The organism is Zhongshania aquimaris, assembly GCF_019312595.1.
GTDB lineage: Bacteria > Pseudomonadota > Gammaproteobacteria > Pseudomonadales > Spongiibacteraceae > Spongiibacter > Spongiibacter aquimaris.
This window is the reverse complement of the sequence record NZ_JAHWDQ010000006.1, coordinates 83,613-107,109: the sequence shown is the minus strand read 5'-3', so window position 1 is coordinate 107,109 and position 23,497 is coordinate 83,613. Positions and strand designations below refer to the sequence as shown.

The 23,497-nt window shown below is 49.8% G+C and carries 18 protein-coding genes; 15 read left to right on the top strand and 3 right to left on the bottom strand.

Annotated features, from left to right (window positions below; translation table 11 throughout):
* Nucleotides 1-34: 34 nt before the first annotated feature.
* Entirely contained in the window at nt 35-901 is an 867-nt protein-coding gene (locus KXJ70_RS17300) for a TIGR03619 family F420-dependent LLM class oxidoreductase (RefSeq protein ID WP_219044805.1), read from the bottom strand.
* A 227-nt stretch (nt 902-1,128) separates the two neighbouring features.
* Between KXJ70_RS17300 and KXJ70_RS17295 the strand changes: the two genes are divergently transcribed.
* The 4 genes from KXJ70_RS17295 (at nt 1,129) to KXJ70_RS17280 (ending at nt 6,433) form a co-directional block, all read left to right on the top strand.
* Nucleotides 1,129-1,890 (top strand): SDR family NAD(P)-dependent oxidoreductase, encoded by a 762-nt coding sequence (locus KXJ70_RS17295; protein ID WP_219044804.1) that lies wholly within the window; start codon nt 1,129-1,131, stop codon nt 1,888-1,890.
* 29 nt (nt 1,891-1,919) lie between these two features.
* Complete coding sequence (locus KXJ70_RS17290) at nt 1,920-2,681, top strand: SDR family oxidoreductase (protein WP_219044803.1); 762 nt, start codon at nt 1,920-1,922, stop codon at nt 2,679-2,681.
* 9 nt (nt 2,682-2,690) lie between these two features.
* Nucleotides 2,691-3,815 carry a Rieske 2Fe-2S domain-containing protein gene (locus tag KXJ70_RS17285; RefSeq protein ID WP_219044802.1) on the top strand — a complete coding sequence of 375 codons (1,125 nt, stop codon included), beginning with the start codon at nt 2,691-2,693 and terminating at the stop codon, nt 3,813-3,815.
* 131 nt (nt 3,816-3,946) lie between these two features.
* Nucleotides 3,947-6,433, top strand: a complete 2,487-nt coding sequence (locus KXJ70_RS17280; RefSeq protein ID WP_219044801.1) for a TonB-dependent receptor — start codon at nt 3,947-3,949, stop codon at nt 6,431-6,433.
* Nucleotides 6,434-6,646: 213 nt separating this feature from the next.
* Here KXJ70_RS17280 and KXJ70_RS17275 read toward each other — a convergent pair whose 3' ends face one another.
* Nucleotides 6,647-7,735 (bottom strand): AraC family transcriptional regulator ligand-binding domain-containing protein, encoded by a 1,089-nt coding sequence (locus KXJ70_RS17275; RefSeq protein WP_219044800.1) that lies wholly within the window; start codon nt 7,733-7,735, stop codon nt 6,647-6,649.
* A gap of 134 nt (nt 7,736-7,869) precedes the next feature.
* On the opposite strand from KXJ70_RS17275, the gene KXJ70_RS17270 reads away from it, so the two are divergent.
* Genes KXJ70_RS17270 through KXJ70_RS17235 form a run of 8 tightly spaced genes read left to right on the top strand, consistent with a single transcriptional unit; the run spans nt 7,870 to nt 16,614 of the window.
* Nucleotides 7,870-8,391, top strand: a complete 522-nt coding sequence (locus KXJ70_RS17270) for a hypothetical protein (RefSeq protein ID WP_219044799.1) — start codon at nt 7,870-7,872, stop codon at nt 8,389-8,391.
* On the top strand, nt 8,388-9,152 hold the full coding sequence (locus KXJ70_RS17265) for an SDR family NAD(P)-dependent oxidoreductase (RefSeq protein WP_219044798.1): 765 nt from the start codon (nt 8,388-8,390) through the stop codon (nt 9,150-9,152). The genes KXJ70_RS17270 and KXJ70_RS17265 overlap by 4 nt, the downstream gene beginning before the upstream one ends.
* Nucleotides 9,153-9,154: 2 nt before the next feature.
* Nucleotides 9,155-10,186 carry a Rieske 2Fe-2S domain-containing protein gene (locus KXJ70_RS17260; protein ID WP_219044797.1) on the top strand — a complete coding sequence of 344 codons (1,032 nt, stop codon included), beginning with the start codon at nt 9,155-9,157 and terminating at the stop codon, nt 10,184-10,186.
* A complete protein-coding gene (locus KXJ70_RS17255) occupies nt 10,173-12,305 on the top strand; it encodes an FAD-dependent oxidoreductase (protein WP_219044796.1) in 2,133 nt (710 codons plus the stop codon). The genes KXJ70_RS17260 and KXJ70_RS17255 overlap by 14 nt, the downstream gene beginning before the upstream one ends.
* On the top strand, nt 12,305-14,059 hold the full coding sequence (locus KXJ70_RS17250; protein ID WP_219044795.1) for an amidohydrolase: 1,755 nt from the start codon (nt 12,305-12,307) through the stop codon (nt 14,057-14,059). The genes KXJ70_RS17255 and KXJ70_RS17250 overlap by 1 nt, the downstream gene beginning before the upstream one ends.
* Before the next feature lie 33 nt (nt 14,060-14,092).
* Entirely contained in the window at nt 14,093-14,872 is a 780-nt protein-coding gene (locus tag KXJ70_RS17245; protein ID WP_219044794.1) for an SDR family NAD(P)-dependent oxidoreductase, read from the top strand.
* 2 nt (nt 14,873-14,874) lie between these two features.
* Nucleotides 14,875-15,495 (top strand): nuclear transport factor 2 family protein, encoded by a 621-nt coding sequence (locus KXJ70_RS17240; protein WP_219044793.1) that lies wholly within the window; start codon nt 14,875-14,877, stop codon nt 15,493-15,495.
* Between the two features lie 24 nt (nt 15,496-15,519).
* On the top strand, nt 15,520-16,614 hold the full coding sequence (locus tag KXJ70_RS17235) for an alkene reductase (protein ID WP_219044792.1): 1,095 nt from the start codon (nt 15,520-15,522) through the stop codon (nt 16,612-16,614).
* 133 nt (nt 16,615-16,747) lie between these two features.
* On the opposite strand, the gene KXJ70_RS17230 is transcribed toward KXJ70_RS17235, so the two are convergent.
* The gene (locus KXJ70_RS17230; RefSeq protein WP_219044791.1) at nt 16,748-17,548 is read right to left on the bottom strand and encodes a Crp/Fnr family transcriptional regulator; all 801 of its coding nucleotides are present in this window, start codon (nt 17,546-17,548) and stop codon (nt 16,748-16,750) included.
* Between the two features lie 142 nt (nt 17,549-17,690).
* On the opposite strand from KXJ70_RS17230, the gene KXJ70_RS17225 reads away from it, so the two are divergent.
* From KXJ70_RS17225 to KXJ70_RS17215, 3 genes are all read left to right on the top strand, one after another.
* Nucleotides 17,691-19,136: a serine hydrolase domain-containing protein gene (locus tag KXJ70_RS17225; RefSeq protein WP_219044790.1), complete on the top strand. Its 1,446-nt coding sequence runs from the start codon at nt 17,691-17,693 to the stop codon at nt 19,134-19,136.
* A 279-nt stretch (nt 19,137-19,415) separates the two neighbouring features.
* Entirely contained in the window at nt 19,416-20,936 is a 1,521-nt protein-coding gene (locus tag KXJ70_RS17220) for a carboxylesterase/lipase family protein (protein WP_219044789.1), read from the top strand.
* A 214-nt stretch (nt 20,937-21,150) separates the two neighbouring features.
* Nucleotides 21,151-23,415 (top strand): TonB-dependent receptor, encoded by a 2,265-nt coding sequence (locus tag KXJ70_RS17215; RefSeq protein ID WP_219044788.1) that lies wholly within the window; start codon nt 21,151-21,153, stop codon nt 23,413-23,415.
* The last annotated feature ends 82 nt before the right edge of the window (nt 23,416-23,497 follow it).

Genomic DNA, 23,497 nt, shown 5'->3' with positions numbered 1-23,497 from the left:
CGCCAACAATGTTGGCGGAACGCGGGGAGAGACCCTAGAAAATAAACTGTCTTGCAAAGTGCTGAAGTTGTTGAACCTTGGCATCGACGCTTTGGGTGTCTGGCTTGCCGTCATAGGGGTTGCGGAAAGCGATATGACACTCGCTTACACCGAGGGCCGCCAGTGCGTCTTGGCCGGCCTGATGATAGGCATCTTTTGAGCTGACATGGATGGCAAACGGTAAGTGATCCCGTTGAAATTGCTTTCTGAATTCCTGTAGCTTGTTGATAAGAACGCTGTATTCCTCGGCGCTGGCGCCAGCACCAATCCAGCCGTCACCTAATCTGGCTGCGCGGCGCAATGCCGCGTCAGAATGCCCGCCGACAATAATCGGAATTGGGTCTGTGGGAACAGGGCAGAGTTTGATGCTGTTCAAACTCAACTGCGCACCTTCATAGGCAAAAAAGTCGCCGCTCAGTAAACCCCGAAGAATTTTAATTTGGTCGTCAAAGCGCTCGCCGCGTTTTTCCCACGGTATGTGGCAGGCTTCAAAATCTTCCGGCCAAGGACTTAAGCCAATGCCGAAATCAAAGCGGTTATTGCTTAGTATGGCGAGCGTCGATATTTGTTTTGCCACCGCAACAGGTTGTCGCACCGCGAGCTTATAGACGCCGGTGTTGAAGCGAATTTTTGTAGTGATTGCGGCTAAGTAGGGAATAGCAACCAGCGGTTCTACAAAGGGAAGATCTTTTAGAAACTCTCGCGAACCATCGCCATTGTAAGGATAGTTACTTGATGAATGCTCTGGATAGCAGAGACTGTCGGGAAAGGAAATGCTATGAAACCCTGCCTCTTCAGCCGCCAGTGTTAAAGCCGCATATTGATCCGGCGGACACATACTGGGGTTATAACTGAATTTCATGCTGGCTCTCCTGTCAGGGGTTTCTTAATACTGTGTTGTCGATTCTGTGAACAGCTGCGCAGCATAGTCCTTGCGCTAAATAATGCTCAGGACATTTCCATTCAAATTTATAAGCAAAACAACCCAGCTCACTAGTCGAGAAAATGTTCATAAAATTAGTTGTTTTTGTGGGCTTGCCGTCGCGCGAGTGAAGTTAGTATTGGCTCAGGTATTTAAAGGGGTGATGAATGAACGATCGGTTTTTAATAAATAAAACGGCGGTGGTGACCGGTGCGGGCCAGGGTGTCGGTCAAGGTATTGCCATATCGCTCGCAGAGCGCGGCGCGACGGTGGCCCTGCTGGGTCGTAGTTTAGAAAAACTGGAGATCAGTCGAAGCCTGATTGAGCACGCTGGCGGTAAGGCGATAACGATTGCCGTCGATGTTAAGAATGCGGGTGAATTGGCGGCGGCAATTGAGCGCGTCGTGAATGAAACCGGTGGTATTCAAATTCTGGTCAACAACGCTCAGGAGGTGCCCTTGGGCACACTGTTAGCGGTAGCCGAGGAAAAAATTGAGGCTGGCTGGCAGTCCGGGCCGATGGCGACTTTACGGCTTATGAAGCTTTGTTATCCGTATTTGCGTGGCGATGGAGTAATTATAAATTTGGCGTCGTCGGTTGGCATGCGCTGGGATATGTCGGGTTACGGCGCTTACGCGGCAGTAAAAGAAGCAATTCGTTCGATCAGCCGCGCTGCGGCCTGTGAGTGGGGTGCTGAGGGTATTCGCTGCAATGTTATTTTGCCTCACGCCATGTCGCCGGGATTAAAAACCTGGACAGAAAATAGGCCCCAAGAGGCCGCTGAATTCATCGCCTCCATCCCGCTGCGCCGCATTGGTGAGTGCAAGGAAGATATTGGCGATTTTGTCAGCATGTTGTGCAGTGAGCACAGCCGCTATGTCAATGGCCAGACCATCGCGCTAGATGGCGGCCAAGCCCGAGTTTCATAAGGTCTATGGCCGATATTGAGGATTAAAAAATGGGATTGTATATCGTGACAGGAGCGGCGTCTGGAATTGGCGCAGCGATAAGTCAGCGTTTGGAAGACGACGGCGAAAAAGTGGTCAGATTGGATTGCCGGGAAGGCGATATCATTGCCGATCTTGCCAGTGAAGAGGGTCGCAGCAAGGCACTTCAGCGGTGCCTGGAAATAAGTGAGCAGGGCTTGAATGGCCTGGTCTGTTGCGCTGGTGTGGGCGGGGCTAGCCCTAACGCCGCACTGATCCCGGAAGTCAATTTTTATGGCTCCATCGCCTTGCTAGAGGGCTTGAAAGACGTCTTGGCCGCCGTTCGAGGTTCTGCGGTGCTAACATCATCTAACTCTGCTCCGCACGAGACCGACCCCAACTATGTCGCCGCTCTGCTAAATGATGATCGTGCCTTGCTGTCTCAGACCCTGAGCGAGATATCCCCTCACGCCGCATACAGTGGTTCCAAGCAGGCAATATCGAAATGGCTGCGGCGCAACGCGCCAGAGTATGCCCGTGCAGGCGTGCGCATCAATGCGGTTGCGCCGGGCTACACCCGAACGGCGATGACGATGGCCACTGAGAACGACCCTAAATTCAGTGCTGCGATTCGAGAATTCCTTGCTGCAATTCCTCTCGGCCGTGCCGGTGAAGTCAAAGATATTGCCGATGCTATTGGATTTTTACTGAGCTCTGAGGCGAGCTTTGTCAGCGGCTCCATTCTTTATGTCGACGGAGGCCATGATGCCATGCTCCGTCCAGACGCAATTTAGAGTTTAACTATGGCCACATCTACCGAATACAGTCTTGGGCCGCATACCTTCGCCCGTGGCTGGTATGTCATTGCGGAGTCACATGAGCTCACTGAGCGTCCCCTGGCGCTCCGTTTTTTTGACCAGGATTTTGCCCTCTACCGAGGTAAAAGCGGTCAGCTTGTGCTTTTAGATGCACACTGCCCTCATATGCAATGCCATATTGCAGCTAGTGATACCGCGATCATTGCGAGGGAGGGCGCGCAAATTGAAGGTGATTCTATCCGTTGTCCGTATCACGGTTGGCGTTTCGGTGCCGATGGTGTGTGTGATGATATTCCCTACTTTGATGGCCCCAAACCTCGGTCGGCAAAACTGAATAGCTATGTCGTTGCAGAGCGTCTTGGCTGCATATGGATGTGGTATGACAATGACGGCAATGAGCCTCATTATCCGGTGCCGGATGTCCCGCAATGGCAGCAAAGTGAGTGGATTCAATGGCGTTTGGATCACCTTGGCGAGTTGGCCGTTCATCCCCAGGAAATTATCGATAACATGGCGGATGCACGACATTTGGGGCCTACTCACGGTGCGCCGTGTGAATATTTTGAAAATGAATTCCGCGATCACATTTATATTCAACATCAGGGCGGTTTCCATAAGGAGTACCAAGCAATGTTGCGCACCACAACCTGGTATACCGGGCCGGGAGTGTTACTTTCGCACCAACTGTTTGGTGACGTTGAAAGTATTGAAATCATCGCCAATACACCAATAGAAGATGGGCGTGTGAAATTGTGGCACGGCCTTTTGGTAAACAGCGGGGTAGCTAAGCCAGGCCCTGATGAATTAGAGCAGGCAAAGCAATTGCAGGCAGGCGCGCTCGATTCGCTAGCTGCAGATTTTGGGGTTTGGAAGCAGAAAAAGCCCGCATTGCGTGTGCTACAGATAAAAACAGATGGCCCCTTTGCCCGCGGCAGGCGCTGGTATAAGCAGTTTTACATGCCGCTGGCGGAGTGCGGCTCAATTCAAGAGGAGGTAAACGGTCGCTGCGGTGTTGAGGGATTGGCCCCACCCCCTCCGGAAAGTGTCCTGGATGGGGCTATTGCTCAGCTTGTGGCGTTTGTGCGGGGCGGCAGTGACCGTAATCGATAACAGTTTTGGATGATTTTGTTCTTCTTAAAAATAACGGATTAGCTAATCTTGTATCCATGAAAAGATCAGCGTGTGATCGCAATCTTTTTTCAAGTGCACCGTTATATAAATCTAAAAATCGGATATATAAAATGAAATATAGCAATTCAATCAGAGCGGTAGTGTTGGCCGGCGTTGCCACTGGAATTAATTCTGTACACGCCGAAAATGTGCTGGAAGAGGTGTTGGTTACCGCTGAGCGACGTGTTGAATCTATGCAGGATACGCCGATTGCGATCACTGCTTTGACTAGCGATGGCATTGAAAAACGCGGTATTAGCAATGCCGACGATATGTTTGCCAGCATGCCGGGTATGGGTGGCTATTCAGCCCCTGGTTCGCGTGGTATCACCAGCCTCAGCATCCGAGGTATATCGGGTGGTTCACCGGCTAATATCTCCCTGGATCCCGCTGTCGGGATGTATGTCGACGGCGTATACGTTGGCAAGATGCTGGGTTCTGCCCTGGATCTAGCGCAAATAGAGCGTATTGAAGTTTTGCGAGGCCCACAGGGCACCTTGTATGGTCGCAACTCCACCGCCGGTGCCATGAATATTATTTCGAGAAAGCCGCTGGAAGAGTTTGCGGTAGACGTAACAGCTGGCATAGGCAATTACGGCCTGCGCACCTTAAAAACGAATGTTGATTTTGATGCATTGGGTGAGGTTGGCGAAGGTGCGGGTAAGTTAACCACCGCAGTGAGTTTTATGACCAAAGATCGCGATGGCTTCTACGATAATTACTCTGGCGGAGAGGACTTTGACAGTTTAGATCGCCAAGCGTGGCGCGCCGCACTGCGCTGGCAGCCAACTGATAATGTGACCGTCGATTACGTTTACGATCACAGCGAGTTAGATGAAGTCAACACGCTGCAGAAAGTGGTCGGTTTTACTGAAGGCCCAGCGCTAGGTGGTGATCGCTTAAGCTTCCTGCGTTTTGCTCAAACTACCGCAGGCCAACTGGCAATGGCGCCGGGTGCTGACCCGCGTATTAGTAGTCGTTGGTTGCCATCGATTCAAAAAACCATCGATGCCTATGAGCAGGTGTTAGCCAATGGTGAGGGGCGACCTGATGGCGGCGCAGCAGAGGCGACACCGATTACTCAGAGTGAGGTTGATGGTCACGCGATTACCGCGGAATGGCAGCTCGGCGAGCGAGGCATGCTAGGTGACGTGACGATTAAATCGATCACCGCCCAGCGGGAAACCGAGACCTATGTTGCCGGTGAACTGGATGATATCGATAGCAGCTTAGATGCCAACGGGGTGGGTGCATACAATGACGGACTTCACGGCGTGCTGCTTCAGTATTACGGTGGCAGCGGTGGCGCATCGTTTCCGGCTGTAGATTCACTTTGGGACGCCATAGATCAACAAGGCGCCGGCCATAGCATGCAAGATACGCTGTCTGAGTACGAGCAGCTGTCACAGGAATTTCAGTTCATTGGTGCGACTGAACAACTTGATTACGTGCTGGGTTTATTTTGGTTTGAAGATGAATCTAACTATCACCGGCAGGCGGCTTTTGCTATCCCGCTGGCGGGGCGCGATGATCAAAAGTACCGTTTGGAAACCGACGCCTTGGCGATTTACGGCCAAAGTACCTATCGTTTTGCCGAGCTTGATAATCGCCTCGCCTTGACCGTCGGCATGCGTTACACCGAAGAGAAAAAGGCGATCAATTACGACTACGGTTCGGTTAGCACGCCGTTTGGTGTTTCTCCGGCACGCGCGCTGTCGCGGGATGAAAATTTTTATAACTTTAGCTACAACGTCACTGCAGCGTATGACATCACAGACGATATAAACAGCTTCGTGCGCTATGCCACCGGCTATCGCTCGGGCGGTTTTAATGGCGAGGTGTTCAACAATAGTTTTGAAGAGGAAGTTATTGAGCAATTGGAAGTTGGTGTGAAGTCTGATTGGTGGGATAGACGTCTGCGGGTGAACGCTGGTTTGTACACTTATGTGTATGACGAATTGCAGACCAGCTCTCTTGAAAGCACCGGGGGTGGAGTAACCTCGACAACCATTAACGCCGGTAAAGCCGAACGTTGGGGGAGCGAGATTGAGATCGCTGTGGCCGCAGTTGAAGATATGGTCCTGAGTCTGTCATATACCTATATTAATGGTGACTTTGAAGAATTTCCGGATACCTGTGCCAATAACCAATGCATTGACGGCAGTGCAGAAGCTAAGCGCGGTAACTCACCGAGCAATAAAGTAACTGCCAGTATGGATTACACCTTTGCGCACACTGGGATTGGTAACTTCAACCTGTTTGTCGACGCGAATTGGCAAGACACCTGGGAGCAAGTTAGTTTGTCGCCATCAATTCTGGGTGGTACACCGATTCTTTATACCAATAGCTCGATGGACGCTCGCACAATTATCAACACTCGGCTCAGCTTGAGTGAGATTCCTGTTGAGACTGGTGATCTGATGGTGTCGCTGTGGGTAAATAATCTTACCGACGATGATTACCCCTCTTACGGTGTTAACTTCCAAGGCTTGGGTTTAATTACTGAGCAGTACGGTGCGCCGCGCACCTTTGGTATGGAGGTCCGTTACAGCTATTGATGCATGGGCTTGAGCTGGTTTGCTTCGACTGCAGCAGTGATATGTACCGACAATGTTCCCGCACTTGCGGGTGCATTGTTGTCTTAGAGTAGAGCTTGTAAATATAGTTTTTCTTGATGGTGTTTGCTATCTATACCCGGCTGGGTCTCCCTGTTGCGGTTTTTTCGGCGAGTTTACTCGCCTTTTTTATGTCCGTCGTTTGTGCACTGACGGCTAGTCGATATCACTATCCGGGTCTTCAATTTGTGAGCGGAACTGCTTAGGCGTTAAGCCGGTCCAGCTGCGAAAGGATCGAATAAATGAGCTGGATTCTAAAAAGCCGAGTTGCTCGCCAATTTCGTGAATTTTTAATTTCTCATTTCGCAATAAGCGGGTTGCGATATCACTTCGGTATACATTTTTGAGTTCTTGATAACTGGTGTTTTCGCTGTGAAGCCGGCGCCGTAGACTCGACGGCGACATATGTAAATCTTCGGCCATGGCTTCAAAACTGGGTAAGCTACCGGTGCCACTTTTTGCCAACAATGATTTTATGGCGGCGCCGGTGCTGGCAGATTTCGAATCCTGAGTGATGAGCGAAAATACGGAGTGTTCAAGAAAGGCTTCAAGCGATGTTGTGGTGTGTACGGTGCGAAAGCGCAGGTAGTCTTCACTAAAATAGATCGCGGTATGAGTGGCATTATATTCTGCCTGAACACCGGTTAAATTCTCTAAGCTATCGCTATAGGCCTTGGATACCGGTGGTGCGGATATAGTTAGTGCAGAAATTTCAATATCACGGCCTACCAGCCAACCCATAAATGCAAACCACACCCGCAGCCCCGATGCTTTGGCAATGGAGTCTGAGTGGCTGGTTCTGTCCCATGAGTCAGGGCTGAAACGACTATTGAACGTGTCTATATCAAAATCGTAGTGCAGTTTAGCAATGCCGTTTTCACAGCTGAGGTGAATCTGGTAGCCGGTTATTGGGTGGAGCATTTTTTGGTAGCGTTCGGCGCGCTGTATAGCTGAACCTAAATTTTGGCAATTGATAATGCTGTAACACATAAAGCGAAATACGTCGGTGCCGATGCCCGCTCCCCAGGGTAGCGCAATGTCCATTTCTTGCATCGCGGCAGCGGCGTGCTCGTATAGGCTCGAGTATTTATAACCGGGCAATTCACTGTCTGGCGATGACTTAAGTAAATGATTGGCATCCATGCCGGCTCTTTTGGCTATAGCGGCGGAGTCAATGCCAACCTTGTCTAGATAGTCCAATACCCGGAGAAACTTCCCGATCGGTATGTTGTTGATTTTATGCATATTAACTGCTCTTTGCGGTGTTTGAACTTAAATGTGGATGCTTATGAAAGATTATGTGCTTTAGCGAATTATTGTGAGGGTTAATATGAAGCCATAGTTCGATACAAGTCAATTACGCATCTGGAGTAGGGGCAGTGAGTAAAAATAATAATTATATTTTAAAAACGGCGCTGCATAGCGGGGTCAGCAACTCAATTATTAACGGCATTTGCGCTTGGCTCTTGAGTGGCGGAAAAGTGCATTTACCCATTTATGGTGGTGGGGGAGTGTTTTATGATTTTTTGGCAACTACCGCCATTCTGATTTTTATTCTGACATTGATCGTGTTGCCGATGCAGCGAAAAAAAGCGCCGGCAAATATGCAAGTTGATGCGCCGCTGCCCCGATTCTATACCTTGTTTTTTTCTTATATGACGTCGTTTAGAAATACCGCCATTGCCGGACTGCTAGCGGTGTATGGCTTCGTTCTGATGACCGCGTTTTTGCTACTGGCGTTTCCGCTCTTTGAGCTTTATGAGCTGAGCCGTTTTAACTACAGCGTGAGCAAGGGCGTATTGATGGGCCTCGTTTCAGCGCTAGTCACATGGCCGATTGTGTATATCGCTTTAAAGCCAGCTAATGGTTTAAGCAACATTATCCTTGGAGATAAATCATGACAGGAGTTTTGCGGGGAAAGATTGCTCTGGTAACCGGTGGAGCAACGGGTATTGGGCACGCTATCTGCGAGCAGCTTGCGATTGACGGTGCGAGTGTTGCACTCATTGATATCAATCGTGACGCAGGTGAAACGGCTGCCTTAGCCTTGCAACGCCACGGTGTTGAGTCTGCCTTTTTCTATTGCGATGTGAGCGATGAGCAACAAATTTCAGCCATGGTAACAGCGGTGCTTGAGCGTTTTGGTCGATTGGATATCGCCTGCAATAATGCGGCGCTGAGTCGAGGCAGTGGCCCGATACATCAGTTCAGTCGCGAGGTCTTCGATCAGACACTGGAGATGTGTTTAACCAATACGTGGCTGTGTATGAAGTACGAGTTAGAGGCGATGTTGGCGCAGGGCGGTGGTGCCATCGTGAATATCTCGTCGAATGCATCTTTGCGCGGTCAGGCTTTTAACACCGCCTATGCTGCAGCCAAAGGTGGCGTAAATATTTTAACCAAGAGCGCGGCAGCAGAATATGCGGCGCAAGGTGTGCGGATTAATGCGGTATCCCCCGGTGTTATTCGCACCCCCGGATTAGAGAACTATTTTAAGGAACAACCAAAAGCCGAAGAGCAGATGAATAAAGTGACGCCTATGCGTCGCCTTGGCGAACCCTCGGAAATCGCGAATGCCGTTGCATTTCTTTTATCGGAAAAAGCATCTTTTATCACTGGTCAGCTGCTTTCTGTGGATGGCGGCGGTGCAGTAAGGGGTTAATCATGACAGACAAAAGTACGCTTATTGCTTCCTCTAAACGGGCGCGGGTCGAGTTGCCTATGCCCTTTGGCTGGTTTCAGGTTTTGTATTCTCAAGAATTAGCTATTGGCCAATCTTTGCCCTTGGAATACTTCGATCAAGAGCTGGTGATCTTTCGCACTGAATCTGGCGTGGTCAAGGTCCTGGATGCCTACTGTGCGCATATGGGCGCCCATCTGGGTTATGGCATTCGCGATCAGGCTGGCGGTGGTTCGCGTGTGGTGGGTGAAAGCATTGTTTGCCCATTTCACGGTTGGCAGTTTAATGGCGACGGTGAGTGTACCAGTATTCCGTATGCTAAGAATTTACCGCCGCGTGTAGCGCGCTGTGAAAAGTTGATTCCTAGTTGGCATGTGCGTGAAGCCAATCAATGTATCTATGTGTGGTATCACCCGGAGGGGCTTGATCCCTTATTTGATCCCATCGAGATCGACGAGGCCGGACTCGACAATGCCGACTGGGGTGAGCTGCAAATACACGAGTGGGATATTGATACCCATATGCAGGAAATCGGCGAAAATGCTGTCGATGCAGCGCATTTCTGTTTTGTACACGGTACCCCCGAAATTCCTGAGCCAGCTGAGATTCGTTTTGAAGACCACCGTCGTCACGGTGTCTTTGTCTCAAAAATGGACACTCCTCGCGGCACCGTCGAAGGCCGTATTGAAAATAGCAGTGTCGGGCCAGGTCTCTCTGTGGTGCGATTCAGCGGTATTTGCGACACCGTCTTAATGGCGAATATCACACCCATAAGCGGGATTCGCAGCCGTGCCAAATACGCGTTCATTCAGCGTCGCGATGGCGCTAAAACCAGTCGAGTTGCGCAGGCCATCATTGATGATATTCGTCAGCAGATGGAGGAAGATAAAATTATATGGGCGCGTAAACGCTACCTTGAAAAGCCCATGCTGTGCGATGGCGATGGTCCTTTTGCCAAGTTCCGGCGTTGGTATAGCCAATTTTTGATCGAGGGTTGCGATAATGATCGCGGCTAAAAATATTCATTATCCCCAGCTTTTTTCGCAGGGAAAAATAGGCAATTTGGTCCTTCGAAATCGCATTGTGATGGCGGCCATGGGCTCTGAGTTTGCCAATGATGACGGTTCGATTGGCGAACGTCTGATGGATTACTACGAAGCCCGTGCGGCGGGCGGCGTGGGCTTGATTGTATTGGAAACCTCATCGGTTTCCTGGCCCAAAGGCGCGGCGATGCCGAATATGATTGGCTTTTCTTCCGATGCCTATTTGCCTGCATTAACAGAGCTAACTGACCGAGTGCATCGCCATGGCTGCAAAATTGCGGCGCAGTTAAATCACAGTGGTAAAGTCGCGCAGGAAGACACTGCGGCGGGGCGACCGATGTTGGTACCCTCTGTTCCCCATCGCAAAAAGGGAGATATGTTTGACAGTTTAACCCAGTTAGAAATAGCCAATTTTGTCCGAGCTGCGGGTCCCGATGGAAAAGGGCCGCAATATAAAGTGATGGATAAAGCCGATATCGAATGGGCGATTGCTAAGTTTGTCGCCGCCGCCCGTCGTACTGTCGCTGCGGGGTTTGATGCTATTGAACTGCATTGTGGCCACGGCTATTTAATTTCGTCTTTTTTGTCTCCTTATAGCAATCGCCGCGATGATGAATACGGCGGCGATGTTAATAATCGCGCGCGTTTTTTGCTTGAGCTTATTGCGGCGATCAAAGCGGAAATAGGCCGTGATTTCCCTATAATTTGCCGTCTTGATGCCCACGAATATCGACTTGAAGGCGGCATTCGTATTAACGATACCGTCGAGGTTGCCAAGCTGCTCGAAGCGGCGGGCTGTCACGCCATCGATGTCAGTGCATACGCCGATGTCAGTATTGGGGTTGCGTTTACCGAAGGGCCGCTGGTGCATACGCCCGGTGGTTATATTGAATTTGCCACTGCGTTAAAAGCGGCAGTGAGTATTCCGGTGATCGCCGTTGGTCGTATCGAAGCGGCGGTAGCGGAGCGACATATCGCAGCGGGTGACTTTGATTTTGTTGCCATGGGGCGCAAATTATTGGCGGACCCCGAGCTGCCTAATAAATTATTAGCTGGTCGCGAAGACACCGTGCGTCCCTGTATCTATTGCTATGTCTGCGTCAGCCAAATTTTTATCAATCAACCTATGCTCTGTGCTGTTAATCCCGGTACTGGTCGCGAAGCGGAATTGGGTCAGATAGTCGCGACTAAAGCTGCACGCCGCATATTGGTAGTGGGCGGTGGCCCTGCCGGTATGGAGGCTGCGCGGGTGTTGTCCCTGCGTGGTCATAAAGTCAGTTTGTGGGAGCGCGACAAGGTACTCGGTGGTACCGCCAGAGTGGCGGCATTGGCCTATGAACCCAATGGTCGAATAGTGAGTTATCTCAAAAACGCCTTGGCGGAATTGCCATTGAATATCGAGCTGGGTAAATCGGCGAATAGCGAAAATATCAACGCTGCAGGTTTTGATACGGTGATATTGGCAACGGGCGCTCGTCGACGCGCCCCAGATATTGCCGGTAAGCAACTCAGCCATGTCCTTGATGGTGAAGAGCTGCGCGATATGCTGTTTGCTGGCAATGCTCGCGGTAAATTGAAATGGCATCAGCGCTTGTTGACGCGCTTATCGGGTGCTTTGGGGCTGAGTCGGAATATCGACCTCATGCGTAAACTCAGCCATGTCTATATGCCACTGGGCAAACGTGTCTGCATTATTGGCGGCGGTTTAGTTGGTTTAGAAGTGGCCGAATTACTCGCCGAGCGCGGTCGTCAAGTAACGGTGCTAGAGGCGGGCCGCGACCTGGGCGCAGAATTGAGCGTGGTGCGTCGCTGGCGGGTGCTGCATCAACTGAGGGAACACGGCGTGGTGCTACACCGCAACGCTGCAGTGCGGGAAATTACGGCCGATCGCGTGGTGTTTACGCAAGGAGAGAGGGAAGCTCACATTGTTGCCGACAATGTCATTATTGCCGTAGGTGCTGAGCCTGACAGTGATTTACGCCAGCAATTTGCCAGTCTCAAGGTCGATCTTCATAGCATTGGCGACAGTGCCGAGATAGGGTACATCGAGGGTGCCATCCGCAGCGCCCGTGAACTGGCGGTGCGTCTGTGATGAAAACGGTTTTAATACGGATTTTTGCCAGTCTTGTACTCCTGCTGCTACTCGTTGGCGGTGGCGGCTATGTTTGGCTTTTAGGTTCTGAGCCTGCGCTGCCCGCGCAGCAATTATTTTATAACGGCCGCATTATTACCATGGACAGTGGTGATCAGATTGTCTCTGCGATGGCGGTGCAAGATGGCCGAATCGTGGCGCTGGGCAGTGACGATGACATTCTCGCATTAGCTGATTCTGCAACGGTGCTGAATGACCTCGATGGCCGCAGTTTATTGCCTGGCTTTATCGATGCTCATGGTCATTTCCCCGGCACCGGTCTTAGCGCAGTCGGCATAGATTTAAGTAGCCCTCCAATTGGTGCTGTGAGCAGCATCGCTGATATTCAAAAACTGTTGCGTGCCGGTCTTAGCGAGGGCGGAGACGAGGATTGGCTTTTCGGCTTTGGCTACGATGATTCCTTGCTCAGCGAAGCGCGCCATCCCACTCGGCAAGATTTGGATGCCGTGTCAGCCAATAGACCCATTTACTTAATGCACAGCTCGGGTCACATGGGTGTGGTTAACAGTGCCGGCATGCGACTTGGCGGTATTGGTATAGACACGCCCGATCCGGATGGCGGGATGATTGTAAGGGACGCGAAAACTGGAGAGGCAAGCGGATTACTGCTTGAGCATGCGACAGATTTAATTGCGCCGATAGCGATGGATTTTAGCGCCATTGATTTCCTAGCCATGATCGATGAAGCCGCAAAGCAGTATCTCGCTGCGGGTGTCACTACCGTTCAAAGCGGTGGTGTTGATATGCCCATGCTGAATGGATTGTTCTTGGCTTCTCGTTTACAGCGTATTCCTCAGCGGGTAATTGCCTGGCCGCTCGCCGATGTTAATTTTGAAAAATTAATGAATGGCGAATTGAATCTTGAAAACTTTGATAGCGATAAATTTACCGCCTCAGCGATCAAGCTGATTGTCGATGGCAGTATACAAGGCTATACGGCGTATTTGACCCAGCCCTATTACCGGCAGCAGCCTGATCAATTAGATCAAGACTATCGTGGTTTTCCTCGCTATCAACAAAATGAACTGAATGAACGCGTAACTGCGCTGTATTGCAAAGGCTTTCACCTTGCCTTGCATGGCAATGGCGATGCCGCCATCGATATGGTCATCGCTGCCATACGCGCAGCGCAGCAAAGCTGTTCTCGCCAAGATACCCGTAGCATCCTCGTTCACGCGCAAACAGCGCGCCCTGACCAGCTTGACGCGATGAAGGTGCTGGATATTAGCCCCAGCTTTTTTATCGCCCACACTTTTTTCTGGGGCGATCGTCACCGCGATCAATTTCTTGGGCCTGTGCGCGGCTCACGTATCAGTCCGATGGCTGATGCAGTAGCGAGAGATATGCATTTCACGGTGCACCTGGATTCGCCCGTAGTGCCAATGGATGTCAATAAGCTGTTGTGGTCCAGTGTCACCCGGCAAACGCGCAGTGGTGCAGTGCTTGGACCTGAACAGAGAGTCAGTGCAATGCAAGCGCTTCGAGCGCTGACGATCGACGCGGCTTGGCAAAGTTTTAAAGAGCAAGAGATTGGGTCACTGGAAGTAGGCAAGATCGCTGATTTGGTATTGCTGGATCGCGACCCGCTTGCCGGTGATGACAGTCTACTGAATTTTAAGGTCGACAGAGTCTGGATAGGGGGCCGATGCTATTTTCAGCGCGGCGCAGATCAGTGCAGCGAGGCAAGAAATTAAGCTAGCTGCGCTTACAAATTTTAGGAGCAAAAAATGAGTAAAAGATTGCAGAATAAAGTCGCCATTATAACTGGTGGTGGTCAAGGGATTGGCGCGGCAACCGCAATTCGTTTCGCCGAAGAAGGCGCCAAGGTAGTAATCTGTAGTCGCCGTATTGAACCTCTGCACGCGGTGGCGGAAAAAATTTCTGCAATGGGTGGCGAATGTTTGCCGTTGTCAGTGGATATTAGCAAAGAAGATGAGGTGAAAAAACTGGTTGCCAACACCATGGGTAAATTTGGTCGCATAGATATTATCGTCAATAATGCGGTGGCTATGATCCCCGGCATGTTGGCGAATCACAGCACCCGCGGCTGGTTGCAAAATTTTCAGGTGTCACTCGACGGTGCGATGTTTTTAATGCGCGAATCCTACTCGCAGTTGAAAGAAAATCGCGGTGCAGTGGTGAACGTTTCCTCTGTTTGCGGCTTGGCGGGCTCGGTGGGAACCGCGGGTTACAGTGCGGCAAAAGCGGCGATGATCTCGCTAACCCGCAACGCTTCTATTGAATGGGCCCCTAAAGTGCGGTGCAATGTTATTGTCCCCGGCGCCTTTTTAACGCCCTCATTAGAATCTGTAAATCCCGATGAGAAAAGCCAGCAGGCGACAGGGAAAACCATTCCGTTGAAACGGATAGGTGATCCGCGGGAATGCGCCAATGCCATATTGTTTCTAGCTAGTGACGAAGCTTCATACATTACTGGTGCCGTGTTGCCGGTAGATGGTGGGCGTATGGCAGAGCTAAATACCGGTGCGGCGGCCTGGGGAGATTAAGTATGTCTAAATCCATTGAAGAGCGTATCGACAGGCTGGAGTCGCTGGATGACATTCGCCAACTAGTGGCGAAGTATTCGCTGTCATTGGATATGCGTGATCTCGATGCACACGTGAATTTGTTTGCGGAAGATATTCGAGTCAGTCGCGAACTGAGTGGCCGCAGCCATTTAAAAGCCTGGGTAGACGACACACTCCGTCATCAATTTAGCGGCACGTCTCACCACATCGGCAATCACATTATTGAGTTTACTGATCCCGACAATGCGGTGGGTGTCTTGTATTCCAAGAACGAGCACGAGTGCGGCGGTGAGTGGGTCATCATGCAAATGCTGTATTGGGACGACTACCAGCGTATTGATGGGCGCTGGTATTTTCGTCGTCGTCTGCCTTGTTATTGGTATGCCACGGATTTAAATAAGCCGCCGCTTGGCGATATGAAAATGCGTTGGCCTGGACGTGAGCCATACTATGGTGCGTTTCACGATTTATTCCCAAGCTGGAAAGAATTTTGGGCTAATCAGCCAGCGGATAGCCCGGAAGTGGCAAGCCCAGCGCCGCTAGAGGCGTTCTTGAAAACCATGCGCCGAGACACTCCGGCACCGAAAATTCGCGTTCGCTAAATTTAGCTTTAACAGGGCAGCACTATGTCGGTTTCTGAAAACACAATATTATTAAGCCCGTTGACACTGGGGCGTATAGAACTCGCTAACCGTGTTGTTATGGCGCCAATGACACGCTCTCGTGCCAAGGTCGACGGCGATATGCCCAACGACTTGATGACGGAATATTACCGTCAGCGCGCTGGTGCGGGATTGATCATCACCGAGGGTACGCACCCCAGTGTTGAAGGCAAAGGTTATTGTCGTACGCCGGGTATGTATAACGATGCCCAGCAGGCAGCCTGGGCGGAGGTTTGCGCCGCGGTGCACAGTGAAGGAGGCAAGATTGTATTGCAATTGATGCACTGTGGCAGGGTCGCTAATCCGGTGAATAAAACCGCCGCTGATGGCAGTGTCGCACGAACGCTTGCACCGTCGGCTATCACCGCGAAAGGTCAGATTTACACCGAGCAGGGTATGCTGGATTTTGCTGTGCCCGAAGCAATGAGCTTGGCTGATATAGAGCGCACCATCGAGGACTATGTGGCGGCTACGCGCCGCGCATACGCCGCTGGCTTTGACGGTGTGGAATTGCACTGCACAAGTGGCTATTTGCCCGCTCAGTTTTTGTCGACAGGCACCAACCAACGCACAGACCAATACGGCGGCAGCCTGCAAAATCGTCTGCGATTCGTGCTTGAGTTGGTAGCGGCAATGGCGGCGGTTGATGGTGCAGATCGAGTGGGGATGCGGATTTGTCCCGGCAACCCCTTTAATGATTTGGCAGACGACAATAATCAAGAGACCTTTGCAGCCTTATTAAAGGCCTTAGATCCGATGAACATGGCATATTTGCATGTTATTAGAATGCCTAAAATTCAGGATAACGTGACCTTGGCTAAAACCAATTTTAGCGGTCCGCTAATATTGAACGATAGCTATAATCAAGCCGAGGCCGAAGCGGCTTTATCTGATCCCCAGCTTGCCGCTATTTCATTTGGTCGTGCATTTATCGCTAATCCAGATTTAGTGCGGCGTTTTCAGGACGGCTTGCCACTCGCTAATATTGACCCCAGCAGTCTCTATACGCCTGGTGCGAAAGGATATTGTGATTATCCAGTGTGGAGTGAGTCGAATTAGCCAGTCAGCTGCAAGCGAATTTGTGGAGGTGGGTTTTCGATCCATTTTGTGAGCTCGGTGGCCAGCACCTGCCAGGCTTAGTTTCTCCCGGGAGGCTTATGGTGCAACTACGTCGCTTTTTATTTGACGCCTACTAAGTTTTTGGCGATCGACTTAAACGCACGGAAAAGCCGCTATCTTTGTGGAAGGGACTTTTCCATCCACCCTGCCACGCCCCTAGATAGGCTTCCACGTCGAAACCGCTATCAGCGGTGATAGCTACCAGGTAATTTGGATCCTTCAAGAGCAAGCCATTGCGATCAATGCTAATAATGGCTTTGCGCTCCCATTCTTTGAGGATGCTGTTTACGCGTTGGCGAGCACCACCTACACGATTTGCAATTTCCGACTGACTTCCAAATGGTTCAATATAGTAAGTGTTGTCAGGTTTTGCCGTTCCTCTGGTGACTAGTAAACGCAGTAAATAAACAGCAATTCTTACATTAAGGCTATGAAGGGTAAGTAATTCCATTCGGCCAATCGTGACGACGCCACGAGCGACGAATTCATTGTACAAGCCGCGGTAAAGTTCGGGCCAGCGTTCACCCACTTCGAGAAAATCCTTCTTGTTAATGGCGACCAGAGTGCTGGTGTTGGTCGCGGTAGCGTTACCAAAGTTCGTGGGCTCCTGCTTGGCCAAGAAATGCGGGAACCACGCTCCAGCAGCCACTTCTTCCAGTGTCATTTCTGAGCCGTCGGCAGAGGATACGTAAATTCTGACGCCGCCGCTGATCAAGCCGTAAACGTGGGTTAGCGCATCATTGTGTCGGTAGAGTGCTTCGCCTTTGTCAACGTTGATTAAACGACATTGTTCGGCGAGTCTCGATTTCGCCTCCTCGGGCAGAAATTGAAACCAGCTCCAGCAGTTGATCAGCTCTAAAGCTTGGGATTTCATTATTCTTATCCTGGTCAATTTTGCCTTGACTGTCTCAAAGCGGACAGCGTGAAGTATATCGTACAGTTAAATTGTTCGGTACGACATGATCTGGCTGCCGCTCGTGTCTTCCAATAAATATAAACGGCTATGCGAGAACGATATGTTATCAGCTTTTACTAAATTCACTCATGCACCAAGCCGACTGGCGTTGGGGATTTGTATTTCCTTGCTTGCGGGGCAATTATTTGCCGGCGCTATTGCAGTTGAATCACCTGAGAAGGTAGGCGTCTCTAGCGATCGCTTATCTCGGATCTCACGCTATATGGATAAGGCTCTTGCCAGCGGCGACATGGTCGGCGGTTTAGGCTTGATAGCCCGCGATGGCAAGGTCATCTATCTGCAAGGGTATGGCGATGCAGATAAACAGCCGCAGCGGAAAATGGATCAAGACACGCTATTTCGCATTTATTCAATGAGCAAACCAATCACCTCCGTTGCGGTGTTGATGCTCTATGAAGAGGGCCATTTTGCTCTTAATGACCCCATAGCGCGTTATCTTCCTGAACTTGCAAATTTGCAGCTCGCGCTCTCTACAGCCGACAGTAAAGATCAGCTTATGCTGTCTGACGGGACGTCTAGCAAGCATTTAGGTAGCGGTGATTTAAGTAAAGTGGGTCAAACCCGTGCACCGCGACGCCAACCCACTATTCGAGACCTTTTGACCCACACTGCGGGGTTTAGCTATGGTTTATTTGGCAATACAGAGGTGGATAAGCTTTACCGAGAGGCGGGCTTATCGATGGGAAATCTTCGTCTTAAAGAATTCGTTGAAAAGTTGGGAAGCTTGCCGCTGCAGTACGAGCCAGGAACACGTTGGCATTACAGCATTGCTACAGATGTACTGGGTAGATTGGTAGAAGTTATTTCGGGTATGCCATTCGATGAGTTTTTACAGCAGCGCATTTTTAATCCACTCGACATGAGCAATACCGGCTTCACAGTAAGTGATGAAGATTGGCCTAGATTGGCACAGTTGTATTCACCTCGGGGAACGTCTGAGGAAATACGCGAGGCTTTTCTGAATATCGCTAATCCCAGAAATCTCGTTGAAGCGCCTGCGAGCTTTGATATTAACTTTAAACCAGGTGCGGTATTTAAAAGTGGCGGGGGCGGCTTAGTCAGTAGTATTGGCGATTATTTCCGCTTCAGCCAAATGCTGTTGAATGGCGGTGAACTTGAAGGACGGCGATTACTTTCACCTAAAACGATTCAGTTGATGAGCAGCAATCATTTAACGAGCATTGGCGAAGTATTTGGCCGAGCAGGAACGGGATTTGGGCTAGGTGTTGCCGTCTCTACCGATCAAGCCGCTTTCGGTGAACTCGGTACCGAGGGCGAATACAACTGGGGCGGTGCCGCTGGCACGAAGTTTTGGATCGACCCCAAAGAGAAAATGATTGGTATTTTCATGACGCAAAGTATTCCGCATCTTAGTCGTGTTGGTGTTGAATTTAAGTATCTGAGCTATCAGGCGATCATTGACAGTTACCTGGATGATATTGAAGAGGGATCGAAAGCTGGCTTTTGGAATAATGTATTTAAGTAACTGTGTTTGAGAAATTTAAAAATAATTATTTCTGAAAATAATGAAAAAACCATCTTCATGAGATAGAAAAGTCGTCAACATCGGCAAGAGTAGTTTCGCTCTCTAGCAATGGGTATCTATAGTAAGTAATGACTTGCTAAGTGCTGCGTCTTGTCACTTATGTGATAGTGCAAAATGTCGCTTCCCAAGATAATAGATTAAAAATGTATCGTAGCTATTCGATAGTTTAATGAGGTTATCATGCTCGGCGTGTTTCATGTTCAAAGAATCGCTTGTTTTATGGCCGCGCTATTGTGTGGCGCAGTATTGTCGGCTAATGCAGAAGCTAGCGTCTCCAGTTCTCATATTGTTAAAGTAGAGCAAGGGTTAATAAGTGGTGCGAGCGATGGCGGGGTAAATAGTTATCTGGGAATACCCTATGCCAAACCGCCGGTCGGAAGTTTGCGGTGGCGCCCGACTGAAAGTGCCGAAGCCTGGAGTGGAGTGCGGAAGGCCAATGAGTTTGCTAGCGAGTGCTTCCAGGTCGGCAACTTTTACACCAGCAGTAACGTCGAAAGCTTCGATCGCCCTTACGGCAGTGAAGATTGCCTTTATCTCAATGTTTGGTCGCCACAAAGCGACGCTGAGGTAAGGCCGGTCATTGTCTATATTCACGGCGGTGGATCAGTGCATGGTGCCGCGTCATTGGCGCTTTACAACGGCAAGCGCTTGGCCAAGGAGTTAGACGCGGTATTTGTTAGTCTCAATTATCGCCTAGGGTTTTATGGGCTAATAAGCTCGCCAGATTTGCGCTTGGGTGATCCGGCGGGAGACTCCGGCAACTTTGCCTTACTCGATCAGATAAAAGCCCTTGAATGGGTGCAGAATAATATTGCCAGTTTTGGTGGTGATGCCGGCAATGTGACGGTCATGGGACAATCTGCGGGTTGCGGAAGTATTTGGCATTTGATGCGCTCGCCGCTAGCAAGCGGAAAATTTCATAAGTCCTTTTGCATGTCAGGTATTCCAAATAACAGTGACAGAGTTGATCTAGATAAGGCCAGTCAAAAATTACTTTTTAATCTTTTAGTCAATGATGGTGTGATTAGCTCTGACAAAGAATTTCAAAAGTATTTAAGCACAACGGGCCCTGAGCAGCGCCGTGATTACCTCTACAGTAAAACGTCATTAGAGATTCTTAGTGCCTCGGAGGGGGTCAAGCTTGACCCTGCAGCGGTTGATGGCTATGTCCTTTCTGATGGAAAGGGAGGCACTTTGGTGAATAATGTACCTTCAATTATTGGCACGGTAGATGATGAAGCTGCGCTGCTGTTCTTGGGGGGATACAGTAAGAAAAACTATATTGATTTATGGCGTTTAATTCAGTCTGATAAGCCCCTAAGTCGACGTGATTTTTTTGCAAGTATTATTGATTACGCTAGATTTAAGGCGGTGGTGGGAATTGTTGATCCGGTTCTTTTCTATGCAGTCGATAAGTCAACAGAAGTACTAGCATCCGCTTCAGCGCCTGTATATCGCTATCATTTCGAGTGGGATAAGAGCCCGGAGCCCTGGCGCACGATTATTGGCAGCTACCACGGAATTGACGTTCCATTCGTGTTTGGTAACTTCGAGCGAGATACGCCTAGCTTCACTAATTTTACTTGGCGAGGAATTCCTCTTGATGAACTTGAGCGAGTTCATGCCATTTTCGCCAAAGCATTGCGTGGCTTTATCGAGTCATCGGATCCAAATAAATATGATTCAGGCCTTAATTGGGCGACCTGGAAAAGTGCAGATGATGATCTCATCATCGAGTAAGTATTTTGCGGGTCAGCTGGAAAGAGCGTAGCGGCGAATAACAGCAGCTTTGAAGCGGACTTTTGTGCCGCTAGTTCCATAGGGGGCAAGGACTGATATCAGTGAGCTTTGAGGCCTTAGACTTAATTCCCGGAGGTGTCTCGAATGTGACTGAGTTTCTGCAAATAACACGAGACAATTGCATTTAGAGTAAAGATTAGCCGCGAGAAATATAATGATTAACGCGTTCAATAGCTTCAATAGTTCAATTCGGCTTTACGTACTAGCCGCGTCATTCGCTTCAAGCGCTGTTATTGTTCAGGCAGCTGAGACAGGCAAGCGTCAACTTGAAGAGGTGGTTGTTACGGCCACAAAACGTTCGGAAAATTTGCGTGATATCCCTGCGTCTATAGCCCACTTTGACGGCTCAGTGCTGGAAGAACAGGGTAAACTAAACTTAGCTGACTACCTGCAGGAAACTCCAGGCGTAGTTGTAAATAGCGCTGCCCCCGGTGTAATGCGCATCTCAATACGAGGTATTGGCGTTGATAATAGTCCGGATGCCACGATTCCTTCCGCAGTGGGTATTCTGATTGGCGACACCTCGTTTACCGATCCGTATATTGGCAGTATCACACCCGATTTGAGTGCATTCGACCTCGCCAGTGTTGAGGTGTTGAAGGGACCACAGGGCACTGTGTTTGGTGGCGCTGCGCTGTCGGGGGCCGTGCGCTATGTGCTGGAGTCGCCGCATACCGAAGGTTTGGAGTTTAAAGCCTTCAGTCAATACTCGGATGTGGATCACGGTGGCGATGCGCTCACCTCCGGTGTTGCAGCAAATATCCCACTGTATGAAGATAAACTCGCATTGCGAGTGGGTTTTGTGTCTCGTGAATACCCGGGCTTATACGACAATCGTCGATCTGGTGAAAATGACGTTAACGATGGCGGTGGCGATCAGGTGAGGGCCATTGTGCGCTGGTTGCCGACCGATAAGCTGGACATAAAGCTTACCTACCTGGAACAGGATTTCTCGGTCGACGACGGCGTGTATATTGCCGACAATCGTGAAGAAAGAAGCTTAGATGACTTTCTGCTAAAGCAGCCGAGAGAACACGACTTTTCTTTAACGAGCCTGGACATGCGTTACGACTTCGATCGTTTTAGTGTCATGTCATTGACCTCGTTAACAACCAAGAATAGCTATGCTTTCTCGGATATTTCGGCAACCTTTTTCTCACCACCGCCGGGTGCTCCAGAGGCTACAGGCATCTTCTCAGCCACTAACCACAACTCGGAAGCTGTGGCACAGGAAATACGTTTTCAATCGAATGGAGATTGGTGGGTAGACTGGATTGCGGGAGTTTATAGCTACGATTACGAATTACATTTTGATATTTACATAAACACCATCGCGCAAGATCGACTTTTAGGCGGTATTGGTGATATCACTTCGCTGATACCAATAACGATTCCTAATTTGACTAGAGAAACGTCTTTGCTTTTTGCTTTTAACGACGCAACCGCGACCGAAGAAGCGATCTTTTTAGATTTTACCAAAACATTTTGGGATCGCCTGCATTTGGCGATTGGTGCGCGCTATTACGAAACCGTTGTCGAAGGTGGTTACGATGGTGTTGGTGTTTTAGCTAGGGCCGCGAATAATGGCCAGGCGGTAGATATCTTTAAAGAAATTGTCGAAAGCGGAGTAAGCCCGCGATACTCGATTAAATTTGATATTTCAGATGATATCTCTGTATATACGCAAGCCGCTAAAGGCTTCCGGTTTGGGGGAATACAAACTATTCCCGCCAGCGAAGCAGACGGCGTTCCAGAAACCTATAAGTCTGACAAACTCTGGAATTACGAAATTGGTTTAAGGTCTTCTTGGCTTGATAATACCTTACAGTTCGACGCGGCAATTTTTAAAATTGATTACCAAGATCCGCAAATTCAACAGAAAACCCAAACCAGCAATTTAGGCTTTAAAGATAATGTTGGCTCAGCAGAGAGTACGGGCTATGAAGTTAGTTTGCGATGGTTGACGCCTATTGATGGTCTGGCGCTGAGCTTAGATGGCGGTGAAGTCGATTCCCACACCTCGGAGGCCTTTGTTGACTCTGCCGGCAATATGATTCCCGCAGGCACCCAAATGCCCGGCGCTGCGGATTCACAGTACTCGGCAACTGCGTCGTACTTTAATTCTGCCTTCGATGTTAACTACAATCTCTACTTAACTTATAGCTATATTGGCAAGAACTTTGGCGACCTCGCGCAAACGGAAGCGGTTAATGATTTTGCTACCTTAAATGCAGGCGTGTCGCTAACACTGGAAAACTTGAGTTTCCGGCCGCAATTCTCGCTGAATGTGACCAATATTCGAGATGAAATTGAGCCTATTGGTGGCGGATCGAGAGACTTACCCACTGGTGAAAGGCAAGCCATTTATATCTTTAATTCGCCGCGTACCGTGAATGCCAGATTGTCAGTTGAGTTCTAGTCGAGAAACTGTGCTTTGAATGCTGGTGACTTATATTTATAGGACTTAGAACGCAGCTGCGAATTCGCAACTGCGTTGAAGT